This window comes from Methanoculleus sp. (genome assembly GCF_020696975.1).
GTDB lineage: Archaea > Halobacteriota > Methanomicrobia > Methanomicrobiales > Methanoculleaceae > Methanoculleus.
Genome location: NZ_JAJGBK010000021.1, coordinates 1 through 23,244, shown reverse-complemented (window position 1 = coordinate 23,244; position 23,244 = coordinate 1). Strand labels below are relative to the sequence as shown.

Genomic DNA, 23,244 nt, shown 5'->3' with positions numbered 1-23,244 from the left:
ATCTCTCCCTGCGGCGGGATAGCGTTTCCCATCCGGGTCGGGGATAGATACCCCGGTCCCGCCTCTCGCACAAAATCCATTCCTTTTACATTTTTACGAGAGTATCTATCCCTATGTTTTCCGGTCATACAGCCCGGGATCTCCGGGACGCTCCGGGGGCGAGGAGGCTGCCTTCGTGAGCGCCGTCGAGGTCCGGGGCCTCTCGCGGTCGTTCGACGGCCGCGATATCCTCCGCGATGTCTCGTTCACCGTCGGGCACGGCGAGATCTTCGGCTACCTCGGCCCGAACGGGGCAGGGAAGACCACGACCATCCGGATCCTGCTCGGCCTCCTTGCGCCTGGCGCGGGGGAGGTCCGGGTCCTCGGGAGAGACCTCGCCGCCGACGACGATGCGCGCAGGAGAGTCGGGGTGCTCTTCGAGAACAACGGTCTTGCCGACCGGATGAGTGCCGCGGACAACCTGGCCTATTACGCCGGGCTCTACGGGATCGACGACCCGGCAGAGCGGATCGACGAGCTCCTCGTGCTCGTCGATCTTGCTGACCGGCGGGACGACCCGGTCGGGACGTTCTCGACCGGGATGAAGCGGAAGCTCGGGATTGCCCGGGCGATCCTCCACCGGCCGGAGGTCGTCTTCCTTGACGAACCCTCCTCCGGTCTCGACCCCGGCGCGCAGAGGATGGTCCGCGACCTCATCGTTGAACTCTCCCGGCGGGAGGAGATGACGGTCTTTCTAAACTCCCACCACCTCGACGAGGTCCAGCGAATATGTTCGACGGTGGCGATCCTGGCCGGAGGGAGGATTCGTGCCTTTGATACGGTGGCAAACCTCACCCGGGCCTCCGGCCGCCCGGCCGTGACCGTCGCCCTCGCCGACCCGGGCGAGCGTGCCCGCGCATGCGAGACCGTCGGGGGACTCCCGTTCGTTGCCGGGTGCGACGTCGATGGCGACGCCCTCCACTGCACCCTCGCCGAACCAGGCGCAACACCCGAGCTCATCGCGGCCCTTGTCAGGGCAGGGTTCCGCATCGAGGAGATTCGCCGGTCATCCCGATCGCTTGAGGAGATCTACCTCGAACACGTCAGCCGGGCGGAGGGCGGCGCATGAGCACGCTCTCCGTCATCGCCCGCCGCGAGATAAGGCTCGCCGTCCGGAACCGGAGCGCCCTCATCGCCGCGTTCATCTTCGCCGTCTGGTTCCCGGTGATGTCGACCCTCAGCATCGCTGTGGGCGCCGGTGGGGACACCGCAGCCGTTGCAGGCGGCATCGCCGCGATCACCCTCCCGGTCGGGGTCTTCATGGGCTACATCTTCTGCGCCGACACCTTCCTCCGCGAGAAGCGGGACGGCACCATCGAGACGCTCCTCTGCGCCCCCGTCTCGCTCCAGCGTCTCTGGGAAGGGAAGGCTATCGGGGTCGCCGTCCCGGCATGTCTGATGATGCTCCTCTCGGCCGCAGTGGCCATCGCGGCGGCCTCCACCTTCTCGGGTGTCTCCGTCGCCGCCGAACCCCTGCTCCTCATCCATCTCGCGGCCGTCGTCCCGGTCTGGATCCTCGCGGCGGCCGGGCTCATCGGCGCGGCCCAGCTCGCGCTCGGGATGCGGGAGAACCAGATCCTCGGGTTCATCCTTATATTCGGGTTCATCTTTCTGGTCGGCGGGCTCCAGGCCGTCGTACCGGGCGGGGCGGGCATCTCGCCGGCGATGGAGGGTGTCCTTGCGGCAGTCGGGCTTTCGCTCCTCGCCCTCGCCCGCTTCATCGCCGGGAAGGTGACGAAGGAGCGGATCGTCAGAACGATTCCGTAAGGTGCAAAACGGGCCGGCCTACCGTCCGGCCGCCGTCCCCTCCTTGAGGTACTGGATGACCGGGGCGAGGATCTCCTCATTTACCGCGCCCGCTTTTGCCGCAGAGTTGCTGTTCATGGCGATATGGGTGTCTTTCTCGGCCCAGTAATAGAGGATCGTGTATGAGCCGTAGTACCCGCCGGTATGCCCGTAGAGGGTCAGGCCCTCTAATGCGTTCTGTTGCGCAGCGTATCCGTAACCGTATCCGAGGCTCACCTCTCCGAGACCGAGCACCTCCCTGGTCTGCCGGGACTGCGGAGAGGTATTCTCCATTGCAGCAAACGATGCCGGGCTGATCAGCGCTCCGGAGCGGAGTGCCCGGTGGAACCTGTTGAGGTCGGCCGTCGTGCTCACGATATCCCCGGCGCCCCGGTCGAACTGGATGTAGAGGTCGCTGAAGTCCATGACGGTGCCGTCTTCCCCACTCTCCAGGGCCCTCATGTGCGGGCCGGGGATGTGGTTGGTCCTGTGGACGAACGTATCGTTCATCCCCGCCGGGACGAGGATGTTGCGGGTGACGTAGTCCTCGTAGGGGACGCCGGCCGCCTTGTCGATGATCAGCGTCAAGAGGATGTAGTTCGCGTTCGAGTAGGTGAAATCCGTTCCCGGCGGGTAAAGGGGGCCCGCATCGAGGGCCTGCCGCAGCCCCACCTGGTAGGGGACCGGTGTGTCGGGGTCTTCGTACTCTTTGAGGAGGATCGTGTGCTCGTCGTAGTCCGCGATCCCGCTCGTGTGGTCGAGGAGGTGACGGACGGTGATCGCGGAAGAGTTCGGGATCTCCCCCGCCACATCCGCCGGCAGCCAGCGGCCGATGGGATCGTCAAGCGAGAGCTTTCCGTCCTCGGCGAGTTGCTGGATGGCGACGCTCGTGAAGGTCTTTGTCACGCTCGCGATAATGAACCGCATCTCCGGCGTTGCCGTCATTGTCGGGGAGAACGAGGTGTTGCCGGCCGCATAGTTCCAGGTCCATTCCGGCGTCGAGATCTCGATCAGGGTGCCGGGAACGCCGGCACTCCGGACTCCGGCCGAGACGATCGACTCAAGGTCGGAGGCTATCGCCGGAGGGGGGGTGCTCCGGCTGACGTCACCTGCTTCCTGCACGGGCCCGGCGTTCTGCATGCACCCGGAAGTGAGGACGGCCGCGGCTATGGCGATAGCGATGAGAAGGAGTATGTGAAACTTCGTACGCTGATAGGGAACCATAACCTTACCTGGGAGTTTTCCGCTTATATGTCGTCTCTTTCTTTCGAAAGAGCGCCCGGGGTATGCGAAGAAGAGACCGGCAGATGTCCGGGTTCGCCAAAAAAGTATTGTCGGGCTCTCGCAGACCCGGAGTGCTCTACAGCGTCTCTTCGCCGTAGAGATACGGCCTGAGGGCCTTTGGGATCGTGACCGAACCGTCCTCGTTCTGGTAGTTCTCAAGGATCGCCCGGATCGCGCGGGAGGTTGCGATTGCGGTGCTGTTCAAGGTGTGCACGTAGCGCTTCTCGGTGAACTCGGTCGGGTGGCGCACCTTGATATTCAGCCTGACCGCCTGGTAGGCCGTGCAGTTCGAGCAGGAGACCGCTTCGCGGTAGCGCTCCTCGCGCGGCATCCAGACCTCGAGGTCGTACTTCTTCGCGGCGACGGTCCCGATGTCCCCCGTGCAGATCAAAACGACCCGGTAGGGAAGGCCGAGCCGCTGGAAGACCTCCTCGGCGTTTGCCATCAGTTCCTCGTGGATCTCCCAGGACTGCTCGGGAGTAGCATAGACGAACTGCTCCACCTTGTGGAACTGGTGGACGCGGAAGAGCCCTTTCGTATCAAGGCCGTGCGCCCCGATCTCCCGCCGGAAGCACGGGCTTAAGCCCGCGAGCCTGAGCGGGAGATCCTTCTCCTCGAAGATCTCGCCGCTGTACATCGCGGCCATCGGGTGCTCGCTCGTTGCGATGAGATACTCGTCCTCGCCGTCGATCCTGTACATGACGTTCTCGAAGTCGGCGAGATCCGTCACGCCCTCGTATGCGGCGCGGTTCATCATGTAGGGGGGGATTATCGGGGTATACCCGCGCTCGACGAGCAGGTCCATCGTAAACCGCTGGAGAGCCATATCGAGCAGGGCAAGCCTGCCTTTCAGGAAGTAAAACCCGGCTCCGGATATCTTTGCCGCGCGTTCAAAGTCCGCCCACCCCTGCTTGACGGCGAGCGCGCCGTGGTTCTCCAGGTCGAACCCGGGGACGGCCGGTTCACCCCACCGCCGGATCTCGACGTTCTCGGTATCGTCCTTGCCGATGGGTACACTCTCGTGCAGGATGTTTGGGAGGCGCATCAGGCGGTACCGCACCTGCTCGGTGAGGCTGTCGCGCTCCGCCTCCGCCTCCTTGACCCGCGCAGGGAGATCCGCCGCTTCGGCGAGGAGGCCCGCGATATCCTTTCCCGCTTTTCTCGCCTGGCTGATCTCGCGGGATATGACGTTTCTCCGATTGCGCAGGTCGCCGATTGCCACGGTGAGTTCCCGTGCTCTCCGGTCCATCTCCAGCACCTCGTCGACCCAGGCCAGTTTCTCGGTATCTCCCCTCTTGATGAGGTCTGCCCTGACGATCTCGGGGTGTGCACGAACGAACTTCAACTCAAGCATGCTGTCTCTGTACATACTTCGCCATGACGGTATATGGTCATGTTGCCCTTCCTGCGGTGTGAGTGCGGACGATCACCCATCTTGCGTCCGGGCGCGTCGTGCCGTCTCACCTGAAACCTACTCTTATAATTCCTGAAAAACCAACCATTTCTCTATGGATAAGAATCAGAGGATCGTCCTGGTGGCTGGCGGCCTCATCGCGCTCGGGCTGCTCTTCATCGACGTCTTCTTCGCCCTCATCGCCCTGATAATCATCCTTGTTCTCTTAATGAGCTTCCGCATCATGGGAGATACAAAGAACTACCCGCTCGTCACCGCGGATCTCTCGGAGGATGCACGGGAGGTCATCATCACCAACACGGGCACAGCGAGAGCGCAGAAGATCCAGGTTGCCCTCGTCCCGCTCAACATCGACTTCGAGATCGCCTCGCTGGACCCGGACGAGGAATCCGGTTTTAGCCTTGCTTCGATGGTCTCGGAGGCAAAGGCGGTCGTCACCTACGAGAATTCAGAAGGCCAGCAGTTCCAGCGCTCGTACTCGCTCACGGCGCTCGGTGCCGGGCGCGACCCCACCGAACCGCTCTTCCCGATCTTCGGAAGCAGGTGAGAGGGTCTCACCCCCCCCCTGCAACCCCTCTCCTCTCAAGCGATATTCCCGCGGTCCGCTCTATCAGAATTTACGGGCTTTGATTGTTTCTGCGGCTATGACTCCCAACCCTCGGCGTTTAAGGCCCGGGCCCCGGGATCTGCAGGTCTTCATGGGGCGCCCGGCAGGGGCAAGGACACCGTGTAGTTGAGCAAAAATAATTCAGGACCCGATATACTCGATCGCCCGCGCGAGCGCGGCGGTCAGTTCCTCATCCTCCTTCGCGTACTCGTAGAGCGCCCGGTAGAGCATGAAGACGAGGTCGTAGCCGTAGATATCGAACGCCTCCTCCGGCGTCAGGGGGGCGAGATACGAGTCGGTACGAATCTCTGTAGTGGTGTACATCAACTCGTGGAAGGCCCCGTCTGTATCGAGGACGCATATCTGGGTATCGACGGGTTTCGATGGGTCATCCGGGCGGTACGGGAGCGGTTCGCCCTTCCCGAGGACGATCATCTTCTTCTCGTAGAACTCCTGGTCGTAAAGTTCCCCGGATGCCTCCCTCTTTGCGCGCCGGAGCATCTCAAGCCCGATCTTCTCCACAATCGGTGCCGTATCGGCCGCCATCCGCGAAACGAGGGCTCCTACGTTGCCCCGGAGTTCAGCGGCCGACGTTTCCTTCTTCGCCTGCAGGTCCTCGAGGGTCTCGAGGAGCCGGGCGTATCCCTCTTCGATGATCGGATCCATTGCTCACTCACCTCTCGCGTACGGCGGCATAAGCGCACCGGTTTGTCCTGCTAGTCCCCCTGCCGGAGGCGCTCGACGCCGAGGGCGCCCGCATACGCGAGCGTGCTGACGAGGATGATCGTCGCTCCCGACGGGACGTTCAGGATGTAAGAGAGGCCTATCCCCGTCACGGAGAACGCGATGCCGAGGGCGACCGCAAGGAGCATCATCGTCCATATCCGGGTCGTGTACAGGCGGCTGATCGCCGCCGGGAGGGTGAGGAGCGCGATCACCAGGATGATCCCCACCACGCGGATCAGCATCACCACCGTGAGTGCTATCAGCACAAGGAGGAGGAGGGAAAGCCGTTCGACCGGCAGGTTCATGACCGTCGCGTAATCCGGGTCGAAGGTGATCGCCTGGAACTCCCGGTAGAGGAGGGCCACGACGGCGATGATGATGATGACGAGGACCGCCATCAACAGGATGTCGCCTTGCGGCACGAGGAGGATGTTGCCGAAGAGGTAGGAGAAGAGGTCGGGAGCGAACCCGGGCGTCAGGTAGACGAAGAGGATGCCTATCGCCATCCCGGCTGCCCAGAATGCGCCGATGAGTGTATCCATCTGTTGCCTGGCGCGGAGCTGGAGCGCTCCCATCCCGAGTGCCGAGGCGACGGTAAACCCGGCGGCGCCGAGGAGCGGGTCTATCCCGAGGTAGTATCCGAGGCCAATCCCGCCGAAGGCCGCGTGCGAGATCCCGCCGCTGACCGAGACCATCCGCCGCACCACGACGTAGGTGCCGATGATCCCGCAGGCGACGCTCGCAAGTATCCCGGCGGCGAGGGCGTTCCGGAAGAACTCAAACCCGAGCACCTCAAGCATCTTACTCCTCCCTTGAGTGTTCCGAAAGGACCCTGTGGGGGACCCCGTGAGCGATCAGGTCCACCGGGCAATGGTATGCGGCCTCGAGCATATCCGGCGTGATCTCGTTTGTGCCGTGCGTGTAGAGGCGCCGGTTCAAGCAGGCAACCCGGTTCACGCGTTCGGGGATCACACCGATGTCGTGGGTCACGAGGACGATCGCCATCCGGGTCCGGAGCCGATCCAGGATTCTGTAGAACTGCGCCTCCGTCGGGGCGTCCACGTAGACCGTCGGTTCGTCAAGAAGGAGCACCTTCGGGTCGCTGACGAGCGCCCGGGCGATGATCGTCCGCTGCTGCTCCCCGCCCGAGAGGTCCCGGATCTGCCGGTCGGCAAGATTGGCGATCTGCATCGTCTCAAGCGCCTGTTCCGCCCGGGCGTGGTCTTCTTCGTCGTAGCGCCTTGGAAAGCGGGTGATGTGGCCGAGGCGGCCGGAGAGGACCATCTCCCGGACCGTGATGGGATACTCGAAGTCAAACGTCCGGAACTGGGGGACGTAGCCGAGATCCTTACGCATCTCCTTCTCCGTCCGGCCAAGGATCCGGACGACGCCGCGGGAAGGGGCGAGGAGGCCGAGGATCACCCGGAGAAGCGTCGTCTTTCCGCCGCCGTTCGGTCCGATGATGGCGTAGAACTCGTTTGGGTTGACGGCGAGGCTTACGGCCTCGAGCACGGTCTGGCCGTGCAGCCTGACCCAGACGTCGTCGACCTCGATCACGGGGGTGCTCATGGCCTGCTGCTCCCTGTGAATGCCGATGCCACGCGCCACATATTCTCCAGGTAATCTTTCGCGAGCGGGCTTACCGTGACCACAGTCCCATCAATCTCGCCCGCGATCACCTCTGCGCTCCGGGTGGAGTGTTCAGGCGATGCGAAGATTACCCTGATCTGTTCTTCTTTTGCCTGCGTGATGAGATGCTCGATCCTCTGCGGGGAAGGCTCTTTCCCCTCGTCCTCGATCGGGACCTCGACAAGACCGTAGTCCCGGGCCAGGTAGGCCCACGATGAGTGGTAGACTATGATCTTCTTTACCCCGGACCCGGCGAGCGCCCCGGCGATCTCCGCATCAAGGGCATCGAGTTCTGCCTGGTATGCCGCGGCGTTCCTGCGGTAATCGTCGGCGTTTGCCGGGTCGACCTCCGTGAGCCCTTCACGGATGTTTTCGACCATAATCTTCGCATTCCGCGGGGATACCCAGATATGGGGGTCCGTCCCCGCGTGACCGCCTTCGCCGGTCGATATCAGGTTGACGCCGCGCGAGCAGTCGACGACCAGCATATTCGGATTCAGGGCGGCGATCTTATCCTTCCAGGCCAGTTCGAACTCAATCCCCGATCCCACCACGGCATACATATCTGCCTCCGAGACTCCGGCGAGGACTCCCGGCGGAGGTTCATAGGTGTGCGGGTCGGCCCCCGGCGGCACCAGCACGACCACCCGGACGTGGTCGCCCCCCACCCGTTCCACGAACTCCTGCTCGGGCGGTATGGTGACCGCGACGACGACGCGTCCGTCATCCTCCCGCTCGGTTTCGGCACACCCTGCCGTGACTGCTGCGAAGAGGAGGGCTAAGAATACGGCTGCAACGAGCGATAAGGAGGTGATATTGCCACGATTTTGTGATCCCATGATTCTCCCCCGTAATTTGGTATGGGTCTAAACTTTCATCCGTGCTGGAGTAAAAATGTTTGCCGTCATCCCTGGTAGTCGCCGGAAGGGCAGCAGCAGTGGTCATGCTCGATCTCGCCGCAGACACTCATCATCGGGTGCCCGAGCGATGTGCACATCCTGTCGGTGAGGTCTTTTGAGAAGCACTGCTCGATCTTCTTCGCCTCCCTGCAGGCCTCGCCGGGCTCAAGGCCGTGCCGGCTGAGCACCAGGGCGACGATCCGGTGGCGCCGGATCAGGAACCGGGCGTAACTGGCGCCAAGGACGGTGAGTCTCACCCCGTGGTAGGGCGTATGCTCGATGTATCCTGCTTTTGCAATCTCCGTGAGCGCTTTCGTCACCGTCGAGGGCGCGACCGAGAAGTGGGCGGCTATCTCGGTCGTTTTCACGACATCTCCCTGCATAAGGATGTATTTGAGATATTCCGCCTTCTTCGCGGAGAGTTCATGCCCGGTGATGCTCTGCATGGGAGAGGATATGCTCTGCCGGAAGAAAAATTTTCGGTGGGGCTAAACATTCTGCCCGACGCCGTTCCCGATCCACTCACCGATGACATAGTGCCGCCGGCTCTCCGTGATCACCGCTCTCCCGGAGAGCCCGAACGGCAGATCCTCATTGACGACGACGTTGAGGTAGCAGGGGTTACGGCAGACGGTCGACCCCGGCGCGTTCTTCTCGGTTGCAACGACCGGTGTCTCCCTCCCGATCCAGTGCTCGTTGTAGCGGTCGTAGATCCGGTCTGCCTCGATGAGCAGCGCCCGGGATCGAACTTTCCGGACCCGCTCGGGGAGGTCCTTTAAAGCGGCGGCGGGTGTGCCGGGCCGCCGGGAGTAGCGGGTGATGTTCACCTTCACGAATGCTGCCCGCTGCAGGAGCTCGAGCGTCTGTCCGAACTCCTCATCCGTCTCCCCGGGAAACCCGGTGATGAAGTCCGACGAGATTATCATATCCGGGTAGCGGTCCCGGAACGCATCGACGATCCTTATGACATCGGTTGCGCGGTAACCGCGCTGCATCCGCTGAAGGACGGAATCCGAGCCGGACTGGACGGGGAGGTGGAGAAACCGGAAGATCTTCTCGCTCTCGTAGGCCTCAACGAGGGGTTCTAAGATCCCGAGCACCGATGCGGGGTGCATCATCCCCAACCGGACGGCGAACCGCCCGGGGACCTCCGCGATCGCCTGCAGGAGGTCGGGAAGCGACTCGCCCCGGTCGAGCCCCCAGGCGGCCACGTCCTGCCCGGTCAACTGGATCTCGCAGGCTCCCGATGCGGCAAGGTCCCGGACTGCGTCGAGGATCTCCTCGAGCGGCGCGCTCTTGAGGCGCCCGCGTGCAAGCCGCGTGATGCAGTAACTGCACTTGCCGACGCACCCGCTCGCCACCTGGACCACGCCGACCGCCCCAGCATGACGGGTGCCGACGCCGCAGGCTCGTTCGTGGATCTCGTCCGGATGGATGATCTGCGGCGTGCAGACCGATCGGATCAGGTCCTCCTGGACGACCGGCATGCACCCGGTCACATAGAGGTCGCGGTCGGCGAGGGTCGCAAGGCGCCGCAGCATCTTGCGCTCGGTCGCGCCGATCACCGTGCAGGTGTTGACGATGACGGCGTCAGCGTCGTCCGGCCCGGTCAGCCTGCAGCCGAGACCTTCCAGTATCGCCGCGAGCCTCCGGGTATCGGCGTGGTTATAGGTGCACCCGTAACTCTCGATGTAGACCCGTTTTCCTCGCAGGTTCTCCAGGGTAATGGTGATCGACTCTCCCTGCACGCGGCCGTTAACCGGCTCTCCGCCGACGATGGATGTTTATCCGTCTGTGCCGAGCACAATACTTAACCGCTGACATTACAACTTCTTTACTTGATGATTAAAATAGGGTTGCTGGGATGCGGCAACGTCGGGCATATTATCGCCACGCACGCCGAGAGCATCCAGGTCGTTGCAGTCTTCGATATCATCCCCGGGCGGGCGGAGGAACTCGCGGCGCTCTGCCATGCCCGTCCGTATACGGACTTTGACGCCTTCATGCAGGAGGATTTCTCGATTGTCGTGGAAGCCGCCTCGGTCGACGCCGTCAGGTGTCACGCGGAGACTGTCCTTCGGTCGGGGCGGGATATCATCCTCCTCTCGGGGGGGGCTCTCGCCGACGAAGAGTTCCGTGAGCGCCTTATCGGGGTTGCCCGTGAGGCGGGAAAGAAGATCCGGATCCCGAGCGGCGCCATCGTCGGGCTCGATAACCTCAAGATCGGCCAGGTCTCGCCGCCGGAGAAACTCCTCCTGCGGACGACGAAACCCCCTGCATCGCTCGGGATCCCTGTCGCGAACCGGACAGAGATATTTAAGGGGCTCGCCCACGATTGCATAAAACAGTATCCGAAGAACATCAACGTCGCGGTGGCATTGGGACTTGCTGCCGGCAGGGACGTCGACGTGGAGCTCTGGGTCGACCCTGCAGCGGAGAGAAATATACACGAGGTATTCGTCGAGGGCGACTTCGGGGACATCTATATACGGGTCAGGAACGTACCGAGCCCTGACAACCCTGCAACAAGTTACATGGCAGCTCTCTCCATCCTGACACTCTTAAAGAACCTCGAGAACCCTCTGGTGGTGGGAACGTAACAATGGAGACAGAGATTCGTGCACTCAAAACCCTGAAGAACGCAACCGTCATGGCGCACAATTACCAGCCCATGGAGATCCAGGCGCTTGCCGATGTGGTTGGTGACAGCCTTGAACTCGCGGCGAAGGCAAAAGCGACCGGGGCGGACCTGATCGTCATCTGCGGCGTCCGGTTCATGGCCGAGACGGCAAAGATCCTCAACCCGGACCGGAAGGTCATCATCCCGGTGGAGGACGCCGGGTGTCCCCTCGCTGACTTCCTGACCCCGGACCTGATCCGGGCGGCAAAAGAGCGGCATCCCGATGCGGCCGTTGTGGTCTACGTCAACAGTACGGCTGAGGTCAAGGCGATTGCCGATATAACCTGCACCTCCGCAAACGCGGTCAGGGTTGTCGCGTCGCTCCCGAACGATACGATCCTCTTTGGGCCGGATGCAAACCTTGCGGCATACGTCCAGCGTGAACTCCCCGGAAAGACGATCATCCCGGTCCCGCCCGGCGGCCACTGCTACGTTCATGCGGGATTCACCCTCGCTGACGTTGAAGCGGCCCGGAGAAGAGGCGACATGATCGTCTGCCACCCCGAATGCCCGCCGGAGATCCAGGAGCAGGCCGACCTGGTCGCGTCCACGAGCGGTATGGTCAGGAGCGCCGCCGGTACGGACAGGTCCTGGTCGATCTTCACCGAGCGGGAGATGGCCGCCCGCCTCCGGGTGCTCTATCCCGGGAGGGTCTTTTACGAGAAGCCAGAGGCTGTATGTGCAGATATGAAGAAGACATCCGTCGCCGACCTCCGTCGGGCGCTCGATCGCGAGGAGCATGAGATCGTCCTGCCCCGTGAGGTCATGGACCGGGCACGACGGTCTATCGAGCGGATGATCGCCGTCGGGGCGTGAGGTGTGCATGATCCCGATCGAGGACCTGCTCCGGTTCGTCCGGGAGGATGCACCCTGGGGGGATGTCACGTCCGAGACGGTCGTCCCCGACATCCCCTGCCGGGCGGTGATCCGGGCGAAGGATTCGGGGACCGTTGCCGGCCTTGCAGAGGCGCGGGCGCTCTTTGAGCATTTCGGGGTTGGGGTTCGCGAGCGTATCCCGGACGGCAGGACGGTCGCACCGGGGACGACTCTTCTCGAACTCGACGGGCCTGCGAGAGCGATCCTCCTCGTGGAACGGACGGCACTCAATATCATCGGGCGCATGAGCGGGATTGCGACCCGGACGCGGGAAGCGGTCGATGCAGTCAGGAAGGTCTCGCCTGCCGTGCGGATCGCCGCCACCCGGAAGACGGCCCCGGGGCTGCGGATGCTGGACAAGAAGGCGGTGGTGCTTGGCGGAGGGGACCCGCACCGGTACTCCCTCTCGGATATGGTCCTGATCAAGGATAACCACCTCGCACTGGTGCCGCTCGCGAAGGCGGTTCGGGGAGCGAAGGAACAGAGCCTCTACCGGGCGGTCGAGGTGGAAGTCGAGACAACGGAGGACGCGATCACGGCTGCGGGTGCCGGGGCCGATATCATCCTGCTCGACAACATGGCCCCGGACGCGGTCCGGGAGACAGTCCGTGCGCTGACCGGGCGGGGCCTCCGGGACCGTCTGACCCTCGAGGTCTCGGGGAGGGTTACTGCCGATGACCTCGCCGATTACGCCGCGACCGGGATCGATATCATCAGTATGGGGTCACTCACCCATACGGTCAGGAACTTCGACGTGAGCCTGGATATCCTGAAGGGTGCGGGCACGGTTCGGGTTTCGTGACCGTGCTGAAAGTGCCCGGGGGAGAAAGGCGAGGGATCAGGGTCCCCCGGGCGTATCCTCTTCCATCGTGAGTTCGTCCAGGAACGGCATCACTCCTTTTACGTACGGTGTGTTCTTCCCTCCCCGGATCGCGATCTCCCCGTAAGCGATGACCTCAACGACCAGCGGAAGTTCATTCAAGCGCTGGATGAAGAGAGGGTCCGACTCGGTTGCGAACCGGAGAAACGCATCCAGCCTGATGAACGGGCGTTCCAGGTCCGGGACGTCGCTGTATTCCTGCAGGTCTTTTCGGAGTGTGGAATCCCGGGCCAGGTCTTCCTCAAAGTACAGATAAACATGGAAGTTGTGATGCTTACTCAGGGTGTCGAGATCCCTGATGTCGATCTTCGCTCCGGGGGCGACACCGATGCGTTCCAGGTCCGGCGGGAACGTTCTGCCCTCCGGTATACCGGTCGAACTCTCCATACTATGGTGAAGGCAGAGAAAGTAGAAAAATTCACCTCCTGCGTGTGTCTTCTTTTCGGGGAAAACCTTATACATCGGTGGCCCAAGTTGGGCGTGAGGTGGCCTATGGTGGGGAAGGATTCGCCGGTACCGGGAGGAGGGGTCGGGAGCCTCAACAGGGAGAAGAGACTCCACAGGTACCTCTCGATGCTGGAGTCCGAGAATCTCAACGATCGGTGGCGAGCCGCTGATGCCCTCGGGGAGATGGGGGACCGCCGTGCGGTGCAGCCCCTGATCCGGGCGCTGGACGACGAATACGTCGATGTTCGGTGGAAGGCGGCAAGAGCGCTCGGGATCCTCGATGACCGCGAACCCGTTCTCCCGTTGATACAGAGCCTGGAGGATGCGAGTCCCTGGGTCCGGGCGGGCGCAGCATGGGCGCTCGGGAACATCGGTGACCCCCGGGCCGTCGAACCGCTGATCCGGATGCTCGACGACGAGAAACCCCGGGTCCGGAAGATGGCTGCATGGGCGCTCGGGCGGATAGGCAATTCACAGGCCCGGGAGCCCCTGGCACGCCTCCTCGGCGATCCTGACCGCGAGGTCGGGCTTGCTGCCCGGCAGGCGCTCGATGAGATCGGGACCGAGCGGGAGATCCCGGCCATCTGACGCGGATGCCGTCTCTCTCCAGCGGCCGGTCATCTCGGTCCACGCGGAGCGCGGGTTATCAGGCCCGGGTTGGAACCCGTAGTGGCGGGGTTGTCTGATGCGGTCCCGGCTGTTTACGTACCCATCAGAATGCTGTTTCGCTTATCATAGCCCGGGTGCGCCGCGTTCATCCCATATGGGTTTATAACCTAGTAGCAACTCCATTTATTTAACTAACAGCTGCGCTCCACGTATCGTAAGATCAGCGCCCCGGGAGAATGTAGATGGACTTATTCATGAAGTGCGCCATTGAAGAGGCGGAAGAGGGCCTGCAGGAAGGTGGGATACCCATCGGGGCGGTGCTGGTCCGCGGCGGTCGGATCATCGGAAGGGGGCGGAACCGCCGTGTCCAGTGCAACGACCCCATACTCCATGCCGAGATCGACTGTCTGAGGAACGCCGGGAGGATCCAGAACTACACCGAGTGTACCCTCTACTCCACACTGATGCCCTGCTACCTCTGTGCCGGAGCGGCCGTCCAGTTCGGGATCGGGAAGGTTGTGGCAGGGGAGTCGGTGAACTTCCCGGGAGCGCGGGACTTCCTTGAGTCCCACGGGGTCGAGGTGCTCGACCTGGATCTCGATATCTGCAAAACAATGATGCACGCGTTCATCGAGGCTCATCCCCATCTCTGGTACGAGGATATCGGGGTGCTGTGAGGGGCGCTTCATGGCTACACGTGCATTGCTTCCTTACGCCGCCGTTGCCGCCGTCTTCTTCCTCATCGGCGCCTGTGTCGCCCTTGCCGTCGCGCCCATCCTTGCCGGGCCTGTACCCGGCAAGGACGTCGATCGGGAGACGCTCTTTCAGGTCTCGACGATCGATGCACTCCTGCAGGGCGTGTATGACGGGAGCGTGGCGTACGACGATCTCGCGACCTACGGGGATCTCGGGATCGGGTGCGGTGACCGGCTCGACGGGGAACTGATCGGCGTCGACGGCGAGTGGTACCTTATCCGGGTTGACGGCCGGGCCTACCCGGTCGCCGGGAACGAGACGACGCCGTTTGCCGTCGCGACGTTCTTTGACCCGGACCTCTCGGTCACGATCGACGAACCGATGAACCTGACCGGTCTCGGGCGCCGCCTGGCGGCGGAGCTCCCCTCCGAGAACCTCTTTTATGCGATCCGGATGGACGGCACCTTCCCGCGGGTGGTGACCCGGAGCGTGCCCGCCCAGGAGAGACCCTACCCACGGCTCGCTGATGTGACGGCGAACCAGATGGTCTTTACGTTTGAGAACGTCACCGGGACTGCCGTCGGGTTCTGGACGCCGGCGCTCGCGAAAGGGATCAACGTCCCGGGTTACCATCTCCACTTCATCACCGCCGATCGCACCGCCGGCGGGCACCTGCTTGAGATGGTGGCGCCTGCGGGGAGCAGCATCCAGGTTGACACCACGACGAACTTCAGCATGGCGTTCCCCGCGAGCGGCGACTTCTGGACGGTCGACCTCTCGACAGACCTCTCGGACGATCTTGAGAAGGTTGAGTAAGAACCACTCATTTTTTGCGCCCTTTGCCTGAACCGAGAGTAGAGCGCCAGCTCATATGGCAGAAATCCTCCTTCGGGAAAACCGTTCTTCGGTTGAGAAAAGACTGTGGGCGGGATTTAAGACCCGGCCTGGAAAAGTGGAGATTACCGGACAACGAGCAGCGGGGGGCTGACCGCGCCGCCGATCTGCTCGAGCAGGGCGCTGATCCGGGTCTTCCCGCTCCGGCCGAAAGCCCCCATGACGACCAGCCCGTAGTCGCCGGAGTTTGCCTCCCTGACGACCTCGTCGCGGACACTGCCCTCGACAATCTTACCCGAGCACAGGACTTTCTCCCCCCGGTAGCGGGTAAGGAGGCTGTTCTGGTCGTCCTCGATGCTCTTATGCATGTCCTTCCAGATCCTGCTCTCATAATCCTTCAACTGCTCGCAGATCCCGCTCTGGGCGCAGAAGTTGAACGTCATCGCTTTTGCCTCCGCGATATCCAGCACCGAGAAGAGGACCACCTCGGCATTCTTCCGCTTTGCCAGTCCAATCGCGTGCAGAGCCGCTTTCTGGCTCCACTTCGAACCATCGATAAGCACCAGAATCTTCATGTCATTCACATCGCAAATTTCAGCCAGAGTATTCCAAATCCTACTGCAACCGTCAGGAAGAGTACGAGCATCCCCACCTTCAGGAAGTCGATGAACGTGATGCCGATCCCCTCGCGTTCGGCGATACCGATGACCACGACGTTTGCTGACGCACCGATGGCGGTGCCGTTTCCGCCGAGACACGCACCGAGGGCAAGTGACCACCAGAGCGGGTAGACGTCCATTGTCGCCCCCAGGTCGTGAATGAGCGGGATCATCGCCGCGGTCAGGGGGATGTTGTCCACGATCGCCGAGGCGATGGCGGCAAACCAGGTAACGATGAACATCGCTTCCCCGGTCGTTCCGACGTTCTCGACCATGACTGTAGCGATGCTTGAGATGATCCCGGTCTCGACGAGGGCGCCGACGATGACGAAGAGCCCCCCGAAGAAGAAGAGGGCCGGCCACTCGATCTTCTCAAAGATCTCCTCAGGGGACTGTCTGCTCCAGAAGAGGAGGATTGCCGCCCCGATGAGGGCCACCTCCGCGGGCTCAAGCCCCATCGTCGGGTCGACGAACGGCAGGACGGTGTGCAGAATCTCGCCTATCCGATCGTGGATGAAGAAGAGAAGGACCACAAAGGCGATGACGGCCACTGACTTGTTGAAGAGCGACCGGTCGACGATCGCCGCCCGCTCATCGAGACCGTTGAGTGTCCGGACCAGTTCCTGCCGTTCATCCGGGCTCACCCTCATGGACCGGCCGTAGATGAGGTACATCAGCCCGATGAGGAGCACCATATTGACGACCATGATGGGCCCGAGGTGGATCAGGAACTCATTGAACGTCAGTCCCGCTGACGATGCGATCATGATGTTCGGCGGGTCGCCGATGAGCGTTGCGGCCCCGCCGACGTTGGAGGCGAAGATCTCCGTGACGAGGAACGGGATGGGGTTGAGGTTCATCACCCTCGCGACGTAAAGGAGCATCGGGGTGAGGAGAAGGACCGTGGTGACGTTGTCGAGGAACGCGCTCACGATCGCGGTCACGATCGCAAAGAGTATCATGACCCTGATTGGACTCCCTTTTGCGAGTTTCGCCGTGCGTATTGCGATATACTCGAAGAGACCGCTGCCACGGGCGGTATTGACGATGATCATCATCCCGAGGAGCAGAAAGATCGTCCCGAAGTCGATATGCTCGAGGAGTCCCTCCCAGGTGATGATCCCGATGAAGACGACGACCGCCGCTCCCATCATGGCGGCAACAGCCCGGTGGATCCGCTCGTCGATGATGAGGGCGTAGGTGAAGAGAAAGACCGCTACTGCGATCAGTGCAATTGTATCCATCCACGCACCTGTCAGTAGATGAGAGCTGGCGTCTCCACCCGCTGGCAGATGCGCAGGACGGTCGGGCTGATCGAGAGATCGGTCGATTCCCCGTTCGCATAGCGCCGGGAGAGCGCGACCATATCGTGATTCTTCGCCATCTGGACGACATCGTCGCCCTTATGCCCGACAAACATCCTTGTCTGGGTTGAAAAACCGTGTTCTTCGAGTTTTGCCACGGTTCGTTCGAGCAGTCTCTGCCCGTACTCTTCTTTCTTTGCCTGGAACTCCTCCATTGATGCACGGTCAAGCGTCTGCTCAATGAGTTCGACCACCCCGGCGTCGGTGATGTAGGCAAGCGAGATGGTGGCATCGTAGGCGGAGAGGATGTCGATGGCCTCATCGGTGATATCATGGGCGAAGAGGTCGAGCGGTATCAGGATGGAGCGGACCTCCGGGACGAGCATCTCCTCGTCGGCCAGCAGAAACTCACCGTACTCCTTGAGGACCGACTCGTAGCGCCTCCCGACGATATCTTTGAACTTTCGCTGGATCAGGGCAGAAGAGTATCCCATGGTAACTCACTTCATTGTATCCCGAAACTCTCGTTTAATACTTTTGATTGGCCGTTGCCGCATGCCTCCCGCCGAAGCGCCGGAAGGATGCTTGCGGGGATCTCAATTGCTCTCACCGGGACGACGGCGGGAGGACTGCTCCGGGGGAGGATTCCCGGGATCCTCGCCTGTCCCTCTTTCATGGCGCGAGCGCCCTTGTGCAGGCCGGGCAGAGCATCTTCCTCTTCCTGTCCAGTTCGTCCAGGGTCCGCGGCCGGAACATTACGCATTCGGGGTTGCCGCAGTGCCCGAGTCCGAGGAGGTGCCCGAGTTCGTGTGCTCCCTCCTTTGCAACCCGGTCAACGAGGTCGGTATCGTCCGGCGTCCTGCCGTAGTACTCGTTCCCGAGGCGGGCGGTCGAGACGACGGCGACGCCGCATGCCGGCCGTGCGAGACCGAAGACGAAGTCACACCCGTTGACGTAGAGGTCGTGGGAGGTGACGAGCAGCAGGGGGCCGGAGATCGGATACCTGCGGGTGAAGGTGTCCTGAAGGCGGTCCAGGATGTTTTGAGCATCGTACTGGTTGCGAGTTCTGTCATAGCCTTCGATGAGGAACGGATAATCGATGAGTTCGGGTTCTCTTCCGAGGATCATCGCGATCATCCGGGCGACCGGGAGTTCGATACCTTCCGGTGCCAGCGGGTCCCAAAGAATATTGATGCCCATCACCTAATTTCTGGGTAATGTGTCACTATAAACGTATTGAACGGAGTATCGGGGAGTATATCGCCAATCATTACCGAAAGGCTGTGGAAGTGGGCATCGGCAACAACCCGGAGGCCGCAAGATTGATCGCGGCCGCAGGTGCTCTTATGCTCTGCACCGATATCCGGCCCGGTATCCGGCACGACGGGCTCACCGTGGTGACCGACGATATCTTCGAGCCCGATCTCCGGCTCTATGCGGGTGCGGACCTGATCTATGCCGTACGGCCCGGTGTCGAGATGGTCCCGTCGCTGATCGCTCTTGCCGGCCGGGTCAACTGCGACCTCCTGGTCTATCACCTGGGGTGCGAGATTTACGAAGACGGCGGCGAGATCGTGGACTGCGGTCCCGCTCTTCTCCACTGCTATCACCGCCGCCGGACTTAGAAGAGCGTCGCCTGGCCACGAGGAAGATCCTGGTGCGTCTCCCCGGCATCTCCAGGCGGATCGTCGTTCTTCGGCTTCTTTCCTTTGCCGGAAGCCTTCTTCTCTTTTGCCTTCTCCTCTTTTGCCACCTCCTTGACCATCTTCGTGGCCAGGGGTTTGTCGTGGATGAAGAGGGCGAGCTCATCGGCGTCGAGCCCGAACTCGCGAACGTATCCTTTCGGGTTCTGCTCGACGAGGATACTGATCGCGGTGAAGAAGTCTTCGCGCAGGACGCTCTCGGGGATGTGCGCCATCTCGCTGAGTTTCCGGGTCAGTCCGGCCCTGAGCGCCTTCTGCTTCTTTGATGTCCCCATCTTCTGCCAGCGCGACGGCGGCATGATGCGGCCGTGGACACCGTGCCCGCCGGCGGCGTCGGCGATGCCGAGGAGCATGACGGCGTTCGCATACCGCCAGAGGGTGTAGTACTGCCGCCGGTAGGTCCGGCCGATATACTCGTCCGCTCTTGCGAGGCAGGCATAACCCTTCGCCCGGGAGGCGGAGTCCGGCATATGATCGATATTTCCTTCGAGCCACTGCTCGACGGCATCCGGGGTATCCTCGACCTCCACGGCCATGCGGAGCAGGTCGGCGTCTCTACGTCCCTTGAATGCCCCCCCGACGAGTTCGAAGATGGTGGAACGCTCGTCCTTTGCGGAGGTCTGGACATCGCCGGCAAGGAGGCGCTCCTTCCCGAGAGCTGCGGCGTAGAGCATGTTCACGGCGGCCCGCATGTCGCCGCCGGCGCGGTTCGCGATCTCCTCGAGCACGACGGGATCGCACGCCACGCCCTCTGCGGCACAGATCTGGCGGAGACGGGGGACGATCGAGCGGGCCTGGAGCGCCCGAAACTGCACCGGTTCCGTGGCCGCTTTGAGGTCTCTTGAGAGGGAGTAGTAGTCGTTTGCGATCAGGATCATCGGCTGCTGCGATTCGGCGATGATATCCACGATCGCCTTCGCTCCGCCCCGGTCCGCCTGCCCGTGCAGGTTGTCGGCCTCGTCGAGCAGGATGAGTTTGCGGCTTGCACCGGAGAGGCTGGCCGTCGTGGACCCCGATCCCGCCACCTTCTCAAGGGCCGATTTGGTCCGCTGGTCGGAGGCGTTCAACTCGACCACCTCCCAGTTCATGTCGTTTGCAAGGGCGTACGCGCTTGAGGTCTTGCCGATACCGGGCTTTCCGTACAGGAGCAGCGGCTTTTTCTGCCGCGACCAGTCCCGCGCCCATTCGTACATCTGCCTGACGGCGCCGGAGTTCCCCACAATGTCCGAGAGACGCTGTGGCCTGTACTTCTCCACCCAATCCATACCGATCTATTCGTCGCGGTGCATCAAAAATACAACCCCGGGTTGGGCACGGGGATCCGGGACACGTCCTGCATGGGAAGAACGCCTCTCCCGGTTGGAGCCTTCCTGGCTCCTCATCCGGATCCGGACCGGTCGGTCCCCCTCTACCGCGACCGGCTCGCGGGACGGAGTGCATAATACCGGTGAATCAAATACATTATCTCTGATGAGACAGAATACCATAAAGAAAAGTGGAGTGCTGGTGTTCTTGTGGTGAAAGATTGCTCCACCGATACGGTAGCACAGGCCGTCAGGGACTATGAGGGCGTTACCCGGAAGAAGGTGATCGGGCAGATGATCCGGTCTCTCCATATCGAGAGTCCCGACGTCGTCGCGTCGTTTGGTGAGGATGCCGCGGTCATCCGGCATAACGCGGAGGATGCGCTACTGCTTGCGGCAGACGGCATCTGGAGCAAACTCATGGAAGCGGACCCGTTCTGGGCAGGCTACTGTGCCGTGCTCGTGAACGTCCACGATATTGCTGCCATGGGGGGGAGGCCTGTTGCGATGGTTGATATCCTCTCTGTTGCGGACGACCGGATCCGCGACGAGGTGACCCGGGGCATGGTCGCCGCGTCCGGACAATTCGGCGTCCCGATCGTTGGCGGGCACCTGCACCCGGCGACGCCATACAGCGTTGTGGATGTGGCGATTCTCGGGACGGCCCGGATGAACCAGCTCATCTTCTCGAACACGGCAGAGGAGGGTGACCGGGTGATCGCGGCGATCGATATCGACGGCCGGGTGCACCCGTCATGCTGTTTTAACTGGGACTCGGTCACGATGAAGCCGGCAGAGGTGGTGCGGGCCCAGATCCAGGTGATGGAGGATCTCGGGAGAGAGCGCCTGGTGACGGCCGGCAAGGACATCAGCAACCCGGGTGTCATCGGGACCCTCGGCATGCTCCTTGAGATGAGCGGGAAGGGAGCGGTGATCGACCTTGAGGCGATCCCGCGGCCGGATCTCACTGCGATCGGTCTTCCCTTCGAGCAGTGGGTGCGGATGTATCCCGGTATGGGGTTCATCCTGACCGCAAAGAAGGAGCATGCGGAGGAGGTCTGCCGCCGGTTCGCCGATGTCGGGATCGCTGCGGCCACCATCGGGGAGGTCGACGGCAGCCGGAGACTGACCGTCAGGTACCTGGGCCGGGAGACGGAGGTCTTTGACCTGGACCAGAACGGTATCATGCGGATCTTCTCTGAAGGAGGGGCATGCCGGTAACGGTCGGTCTTGGTGCGGCATCCCCTGATGAGAGAATCCTCGCGACCATCCGGGCGATCGGCCCGGAGGTTGACCTTATCCTTTTTTCCCACCCGGGCACTGCCGGTTTTTTTGGAGACGCCGTGCGGGTCGTCGAGGCGGACCGGCCGGAGACGGCCCTCGTTTCGGCTCTCACGGACGGCAGGATCGATGCCGCCGTCAGGGGTACCCTGCCTGCGTCCTCCACGTTAAAGGCCCTCAAACTGGCCGCAGGCGTCGACCACCTGGAGCGGATTGCGCTGCTTGAGACAGCCGGTGGAGACCTCTTCCTCCTCGCCCCGGTCGGGGTCGATGAGGGCTGGACCGTCAAAGAGAAGGTGCGGTTCGTGGAGCGCGGCAGGGAGATTGCCAGGAGTTTCGGGCTTCCGGAGGGGGTGGCGGTCCTCTCGGGCGGAAGGCTCGGGGATATCGGGCGGCACCCGGTCGTCGACCGGACGATGGCGGATGCCGAGCTCGTCGCCCGCCTGACCGGTGCGGAGCATGCCGAGATCCTGATCGAGGAGACAGCGGGGCGCTACGGGATGGTCGTCGCTCCCGACGGGGTCTCGGGGAACCTGATCTTCCGTACGCTCACGTTCCTCGGAGCGGGGATGGGACACGGTGCTCCGGTGGTAAATATCGATGAAATTTTCGTGGATACGTCGCGCGCCTCAGCAAATTATACCAATGCAGTATTACTCGCAAAATCGCTGGTGGAATACCGGCGTTCTTAAATTTGACCTCATTTTCCCAAAAAACGCAATATTTGCCTTTTTTTGAATCGCCTCAATTCTCTGCCGGGTATCGAGATGCACTCTCCATATGTAATCCCGATGGGGAAGAGAAACGCAAATTTTCGAGATAATCCCGAAATGTTTAAATATTAACTCATACACCTCTTTTTAGAGGTGAATTAGATTATGGCAGATCTACCTATTGCTGCGGTTGTTCGTATCGCAAAGAAGAATGGTGCTGAGAGAGTGGGCAGCGACGCCGCTGCTGCACTGGTTACCAAGGCCGAGGCGTACATCGCCGAGCTGACCAAGGAAGCCAACAGGCTTGCCCAGCACGCAGGACGCAAGACGATCAAGGCAGAAGACGTCGAGCTCGCGGTCAAGTCCGCGTAACTCGGTCTTCTCTCTTCTCTTTACGGGGGGTAATCAGACCCCCTTCACAGGTCTCTATTCTGTGGGTTTTTGCCGGACGGTGTCGTGTTTGTTGTTCTGGTGGTTGGGTGCGACCGGTGGCGTTTCTTCCGGGAGTAGAGCGTGAGGAGACACTGGAATTCGGTCAGCAACTAGCAGAACACCAAGCGAAGAAAAGCCCCATACACTGGACCGTGGGGATATCGCCATGGGGGGAACGACGCTCCGGAGAACGACGTCCTGAAAGAACGGAGTTCGAGCACCGAAGGTGCGAAGTGGGGCTGACGGGGAGTGCGACGTTCCGATAGGAATGGAGCTCGACCACCGTCAGGTGGGGAGTGCGAGCTTAGCGAGCTTGAGAAACTCGAAGAGTTTCGAGGGGGGCGAGCCCCCCCTCCCCCGTCTCTACTCCGTAAGGACACCTGTAACCCCCACCCCACCCGCGCGTCGCGCTCCTCAGTCGCACCTGCGGTGCTCCAACTCCT

28 protein-coding genes are annotated in these 23,244 nt (G+C 62.1%); 13 read left to right on the top strand and 15 right to left on the bottom strand.

What is annotated here, in order from left to right; translation table 11 throughout:
- Window positions 1-175: 175 nt before the first annotated feature.
- Both QZ650_RS05970 and QZ650_RS05965 read left to right on the top strand, forming a co-directional pair.
- Entirely contained in the window at window positions 176-1,108 is a 933-nt protein-coding gene (locus QZ650_RS05970) for an ABC transporter ATP-binding protein (RefSeq protein ID WP_292519780.1), read from the top strand.
- Window positions 1,105-1,806 carry an ABC transporter permease gene (locus QZ650_RS05965; RefSeq protein WP_292519778.1) on the top strand — a complete coding sequence of 234 codons (702 nt, stop codon included), beginning with the start codon at window positions 1,105-1,107 and terminating at the stop codon, window positions 1,804-1,806. The genes QZ650_RS05970 and QZ650_RS05965 overlap by 4 nt, the downstream gene beginning before the upstream one ends.
- Window positions 1,807-1,824: 18 nt before the next feature.
- On the opposite strand, the gene QZ650_RS05960 is transcribed toward QZ650_RS05965, so the two are convergent.
- Together QZ650_RS05960 and serS are read right to left on the bottom strand one after the other, a co-directional pair.
- Window positions 1,825-3,048 carry a serine hydrolase gene (locus tag QZ650_RS05960; protein WP_292519776.1) on the bottom strand — a complete coding sequence of 408 codons (1,224 nt, stop codon included), beginning with the start codon at window positions 3,046-3,048 and terminating at the stop codon, window positions 1,825-1,827.
- A 136-nt stretch (window positions 3,049-3,184) separates the two neighbouring features.
- A complete protein-coding gene (gene serS / locus QZ650_RS05955) occupies window positions 3,185-4,462 on the bottom strand; it encodes a serine--tRNA ligase (protein WP_292519774.1) in 1,278 nt (425 codons plus the stop codon).
- 154 nt (window positions 4,463-4,616) lie between these two features.
- Between serS and QZ650_RS05950 the strand changes: the two genes are divergently transcribed.
- Window positions 4,617-5,069, top strand: a complete 453-nt coding sequence (locus tag QZ650_RS05950) for a hypothetical protein (RefSeq protein ID WP_292519772.1) — start codon at window positions 4,617-4,619, stop codon at window positions 5,067-5,069.
- 201 nt (window positions 5,070-5,270) lie between these two features.
- Here QZ650_RS05950 and QZ650_RS05945 read toward each other — a convergent pair whose 3' ends face one another.
- The 6 genes from QZ650_RS05945 to QZ650_RS05920 all read right to left on the bottom strand — a co-directional run bounded on the left by QZ650_RS05945 (window position 5,271) and on the right by QZ650_RS05920 (window position 10,131).
- Window positions 5,271-5,795: a hypothetical protein gene (locus QZ650_RS05945; RefSeq protein WP_292519770.1), complete on the bottom strand. Its 525-nt coding sequence runs from the start codon at window positions 5,793-5,795 to the stop codon at window positions 5,271-5,273.
- A gap of 50 nt (window positions 5,796-5,845) precedes the next feature.
- Window positions 5,846-6,655, bottom strand: a complete 810-nt coding sequence (locus QZ650_RS05940; RefSeq protein WP_292519767.1) for a metal ABC transporter permease — start codon at window positions 6,653-6,655, stop codon at window positions 5,846-5,848.
- A gap of 1 nt (window position 6,656) precedes the next feature.
- Window positions 6,657-7,424: an ABC transporter ATP-binding protein gene (locus QZ650_RS05935; RefSeq protein ID WP_292519764.1), complete on the bottom strand. Its 768-nt coding sequence runs from the start codon at window positions 7,422-7,424 to the stop codon at window positions 6,657-6,659.
- A complete protein-coding gene (locus QZ650_RS05930) occupies window positions 7,421-8,323 on the bottom strand; it encodes a zinc ABC transporter substrate-binding protein (protein WP_292519762.1) in 903 nt (300 codons plus the stop codon). The genes QZ650_RS05935 and QZ650_RS05930 overlap by 4 nt, the downstream gene beginning before the upstream one ends.
- A gap of 65 nt (window positions 8,324-8,388) precedes the next feature.
- Window positions 8,389-8,829 carry a metal-dependent transcriptional regulator gene (locus QZ650_RS05925; RefSeq protein ID WP_292519759.1) on the bottom strand — a complete coding sequence of 147 codons (441 nt, stop codon included), beginning with the start codon at window positions 8,827-8,829 and terminating at the stop codon, window positions 8,389-8,391.
- A gap of 42 nt (window positions 8,830-8,871) precedes the next feature.
- A complete protein-coding gene (locus tag QZ650_RS05920; protein WP_292519756.1) occupies window positions 8,872-10,131 on the bottom strand; it encodes a tRNA (N(6)-L-threonylcarbamoyladenosine(37)-C(2))-methylthiotransferase in 1,260 nt (419 codons plus the stop codon).
- 93 nt (window positions 10,132-10,224) lie between these two features.
- Between QZ650_RS05920 and nadX the strand changes: the two genes are divergently transcribed.
- From nadX to nadC, 3 genes are read left to right on the top strand one after another with little or no spacing between them, the layout of a single operon-like run.
- Window positions 10,225-10,983, top strand: a complete 759-nt coding sequence (gene nadX, locus QZ650_RS05915) for an aspartate dehydrogenase (RefSeq protein WP_292519753.1) — start codon at window positions 10,225-10,227, stop codon at window positions 10,981-10,983.
- A gap of 2 nt (window positions 10,984-10,985) precedes the next feature.
- Complete coding sequence (nadA, locus tag QZ650_RS05910) at window positions 10,986-11,879, top strand: quinolinate synthase NadA (protein WP_292519751.1); 894 nt, start codon at window positions 10,986-10,988, stop codon at window positions 11,877-11,879.
- A 7-nt stretch (window positions 11,880-11,886) separates the two neighbouring features.
- Window positions 11,887-12,741, top strand: coding sequence for a carboxylating nicotinate-nucleotide diphosphorylase (gene nadC / locus QZ650_RS05905; RefSeq protein ID WP_292519748.1), 855 nt, complete (start codon window positions 11,887-11,889; stop codon window positions 12,739-12,741).
- 36 nt (window positions 12,742-12,777) lie between these two features.
- Here nadC and QZ650_RS05900 read toward each other — a convergent pair whose 3' ends face one another.
- Window positions 12,778-13,206, bottom strand: a complete 429-nt coding sequence (locus tag QZ650_RS05900) for a hypothetical protein (RefSeq protein ID WP_292519745.1) — start codon at window positions 13,204-13,206, stop codon at window positions 12,778-12,780.
- 105 nt (window positions 13,207-13,311) lie between these two features.
- Between QZ650_RS05900 and QZ650_RS05895 the strand changes: the two genes are divergently transcribed.
- The 3 genes from QZ650_RS05895 (at window position 13,312) to budA (ending at window position 15,387) form a co-directional block, all read left to right on the top strand.
- Window positions 13,312-13,854 carry a HEAT repeat domain-containing protein gene (locus tag QZ650_RS05895; RefSeq protein ID WP_292519743.1) on the top strand — a complete coding sequence of 181 codons (543 nt, stop codon included), beginning with the start codon at window positions 13,312-13,314 and terminating at the stop codon, window positions 13,852-13,854.
- A gap of 263 nt (window positions 13,855-14,117) precedes the next feature.
- A complete protein-coding gene (locus QZ650_RS05890; protein WP_292519740.1) occupies window positions 14,118-14,552 on the top strand; it encodes a nucleoside deaminase in 435 nt (144 codons plus the stop codon).
- A 10-nt stretch (window positions 14,553-14,562) separates the two neighbouring features.
- Entirely contained in the window at window positions 14,563-15,387 is an 825-nt protein-coding gene (gene budA / locus QZ650_RS05885) for an acetolactate decarboxylase (RefSeq protein ID WP_292519738.1), read from the top strand.
- Window positions 15,388-15,530: 143 nt separating this feature from the next.
- On the opposite strand, the gene QZ650_RS05880 is transcribed toward budA, so the two are convergent.
- Genes QZ650_RS05880 through QZ650_RS05860 form a run of 5 tightly spaced genes read right to left on the bottom strand, consistent with a single transcriptional unit; the run spans window position 15,531 to window position 18,568 of the window.
- Window positions 15,531-15,980, bottom strand: coding sequence for a universal stress protein (locus QZ650_RS05880; RefSeq protein ID WP_292519736.1), 450 nt, complete (start codon window positions 15,978-15,980; stop codon window positions 15,531-15,533).
- 5 nt (window positions 15,981-15,985) lie between these two features.
- Window positions 15,986-17,308 (bottom strand): ArsB/NhaD family transporter, encoded by a 1,323-nt coding sequence (locus tag QZ650_RS05875; RefSeq protein ID WP_292519733.1) that lies wholly within the window; start codon window positions 17,306-17,308, stop codon window positions 15,986-15,988.
- Between the two features lie 11 nt (window positions 17,309-17,319).
- Window positions 17,320-17,862, bottom strand: a complete 543-nt coding sequence (locus tag QZ650_RS05870) for a universal stress protein (protein ID WP_292519731.1) — start codon at window positions 17,860-17,862, stop codon at window positions 17,320-17,322.
- Between the two features lie 11 nt (window positions 17,863-17,873).
- Window positions 17,874-18,044, bottom strand: a complete 171-nt coding sequence (locus QZ650_RS05865; RefSeq protein ID WP_292519728.1) for a hypothetical protein — start codon at window positions 18,042-18,044, stop codon at window positions 17,874-17,876.
- Entirely contained in the window at window positions 18,041-18,568 is a 528-nt protein-coding gene (locus QZ650_RS05860) for an archaemetzincin family Zn-dependent metalloprotease (RefSeq protein ID WP_292519726.1), read from the bottom strand. The genes QZ650_RS05865 and QZ650_RS05860 overlap by 4 nt, the downstream gene beginning before the upstream one ends.
- A gap of 17 nt (window positions 18,569-18,585) precedes the next feature.
- Here QZ650_RS05860 and QZ650_RS05855 point away from each other — a divergent pair, with 17 nt between their 5' ends.
- Window positions 18,586-18,993 carry a UPF0146 family protein gene (locus tag QZ650_RS05855; protein WP_292519723.1) on the top strand — a complete coding sequence of 136 codons (408 nt, stop codon included), beginning with the start codon at window positions 18,586-18,588 and terminating at the stop codon, window positions 18,991-18,993.
- Here QZ650_RS05855 and QZ650_RS05850 read toward each other — a convergent pair.
- Window positions 18,990-20,336, bottom strand: coding sequence for a replication factor C large subunit (locus tag QZ650_RS05850; RefSeq protein ID WP_292519720.1), 1,347 nt, complete (start codon window positions 20,334-20,336; stop codon window positions 18,990-18,992). The two genes, QZ650_RS05855 and QZ650_RS05850, sit on opposite strands and share 4 nt — an antisense overlap.
- A 249-nt stretch (window positions 20,337-20,585) precedes the next feature.
- Between QZ650_RS05850 and QZ650_RS05845 the strand changes: the two genes are divergently transcribed.
- From QZ650_RS05845 to QZ650_RS05835, 3 genes are all read left to right on the top strand, one after another.
- Window positions 20,586-21,596 carry a methanogenesis marker 2 protein gene (locus QZ650_RS05845; RefSeq protein ID WP_292519717.1) on the top strand — a complete coding sequence of 337 codons (1,011 nt, stop codon included), beginning with the start codon at window positions 20,586-20,588 and terminating at the stop codon, window positions 21,594-21,596.
- Window positions 21,587-22,348, top strand: coding sequence for a methanogenesis marker protein Mmp4/MtxX (gene mtxX, locus QZ650_RS05840; protein WP_292519716.1), 762 nt, complete (start codon window positions 21,587-21,589; stop codon window positions 22,346-22,348). Before QZ650_RS05845 ends, mtxX begins: the two co-directional genes overlap by 10 nt.
- A gap of 186 nt (window positions 22,349-22,534) precedes the next feature.
- Window positions 22,535-22,741: a histone family protein gene (locus tag QZ650_RS05835; RefSeq protein WP_066955067.1), complete on the top strand. Its 207-nt coding sequence runs from the start codon at window positions 22,535-22,537 to the stop codon at window positions 22,739-22,741.
- Window positions 22,742-23,244: the final 503 nt, after the last annotated feature.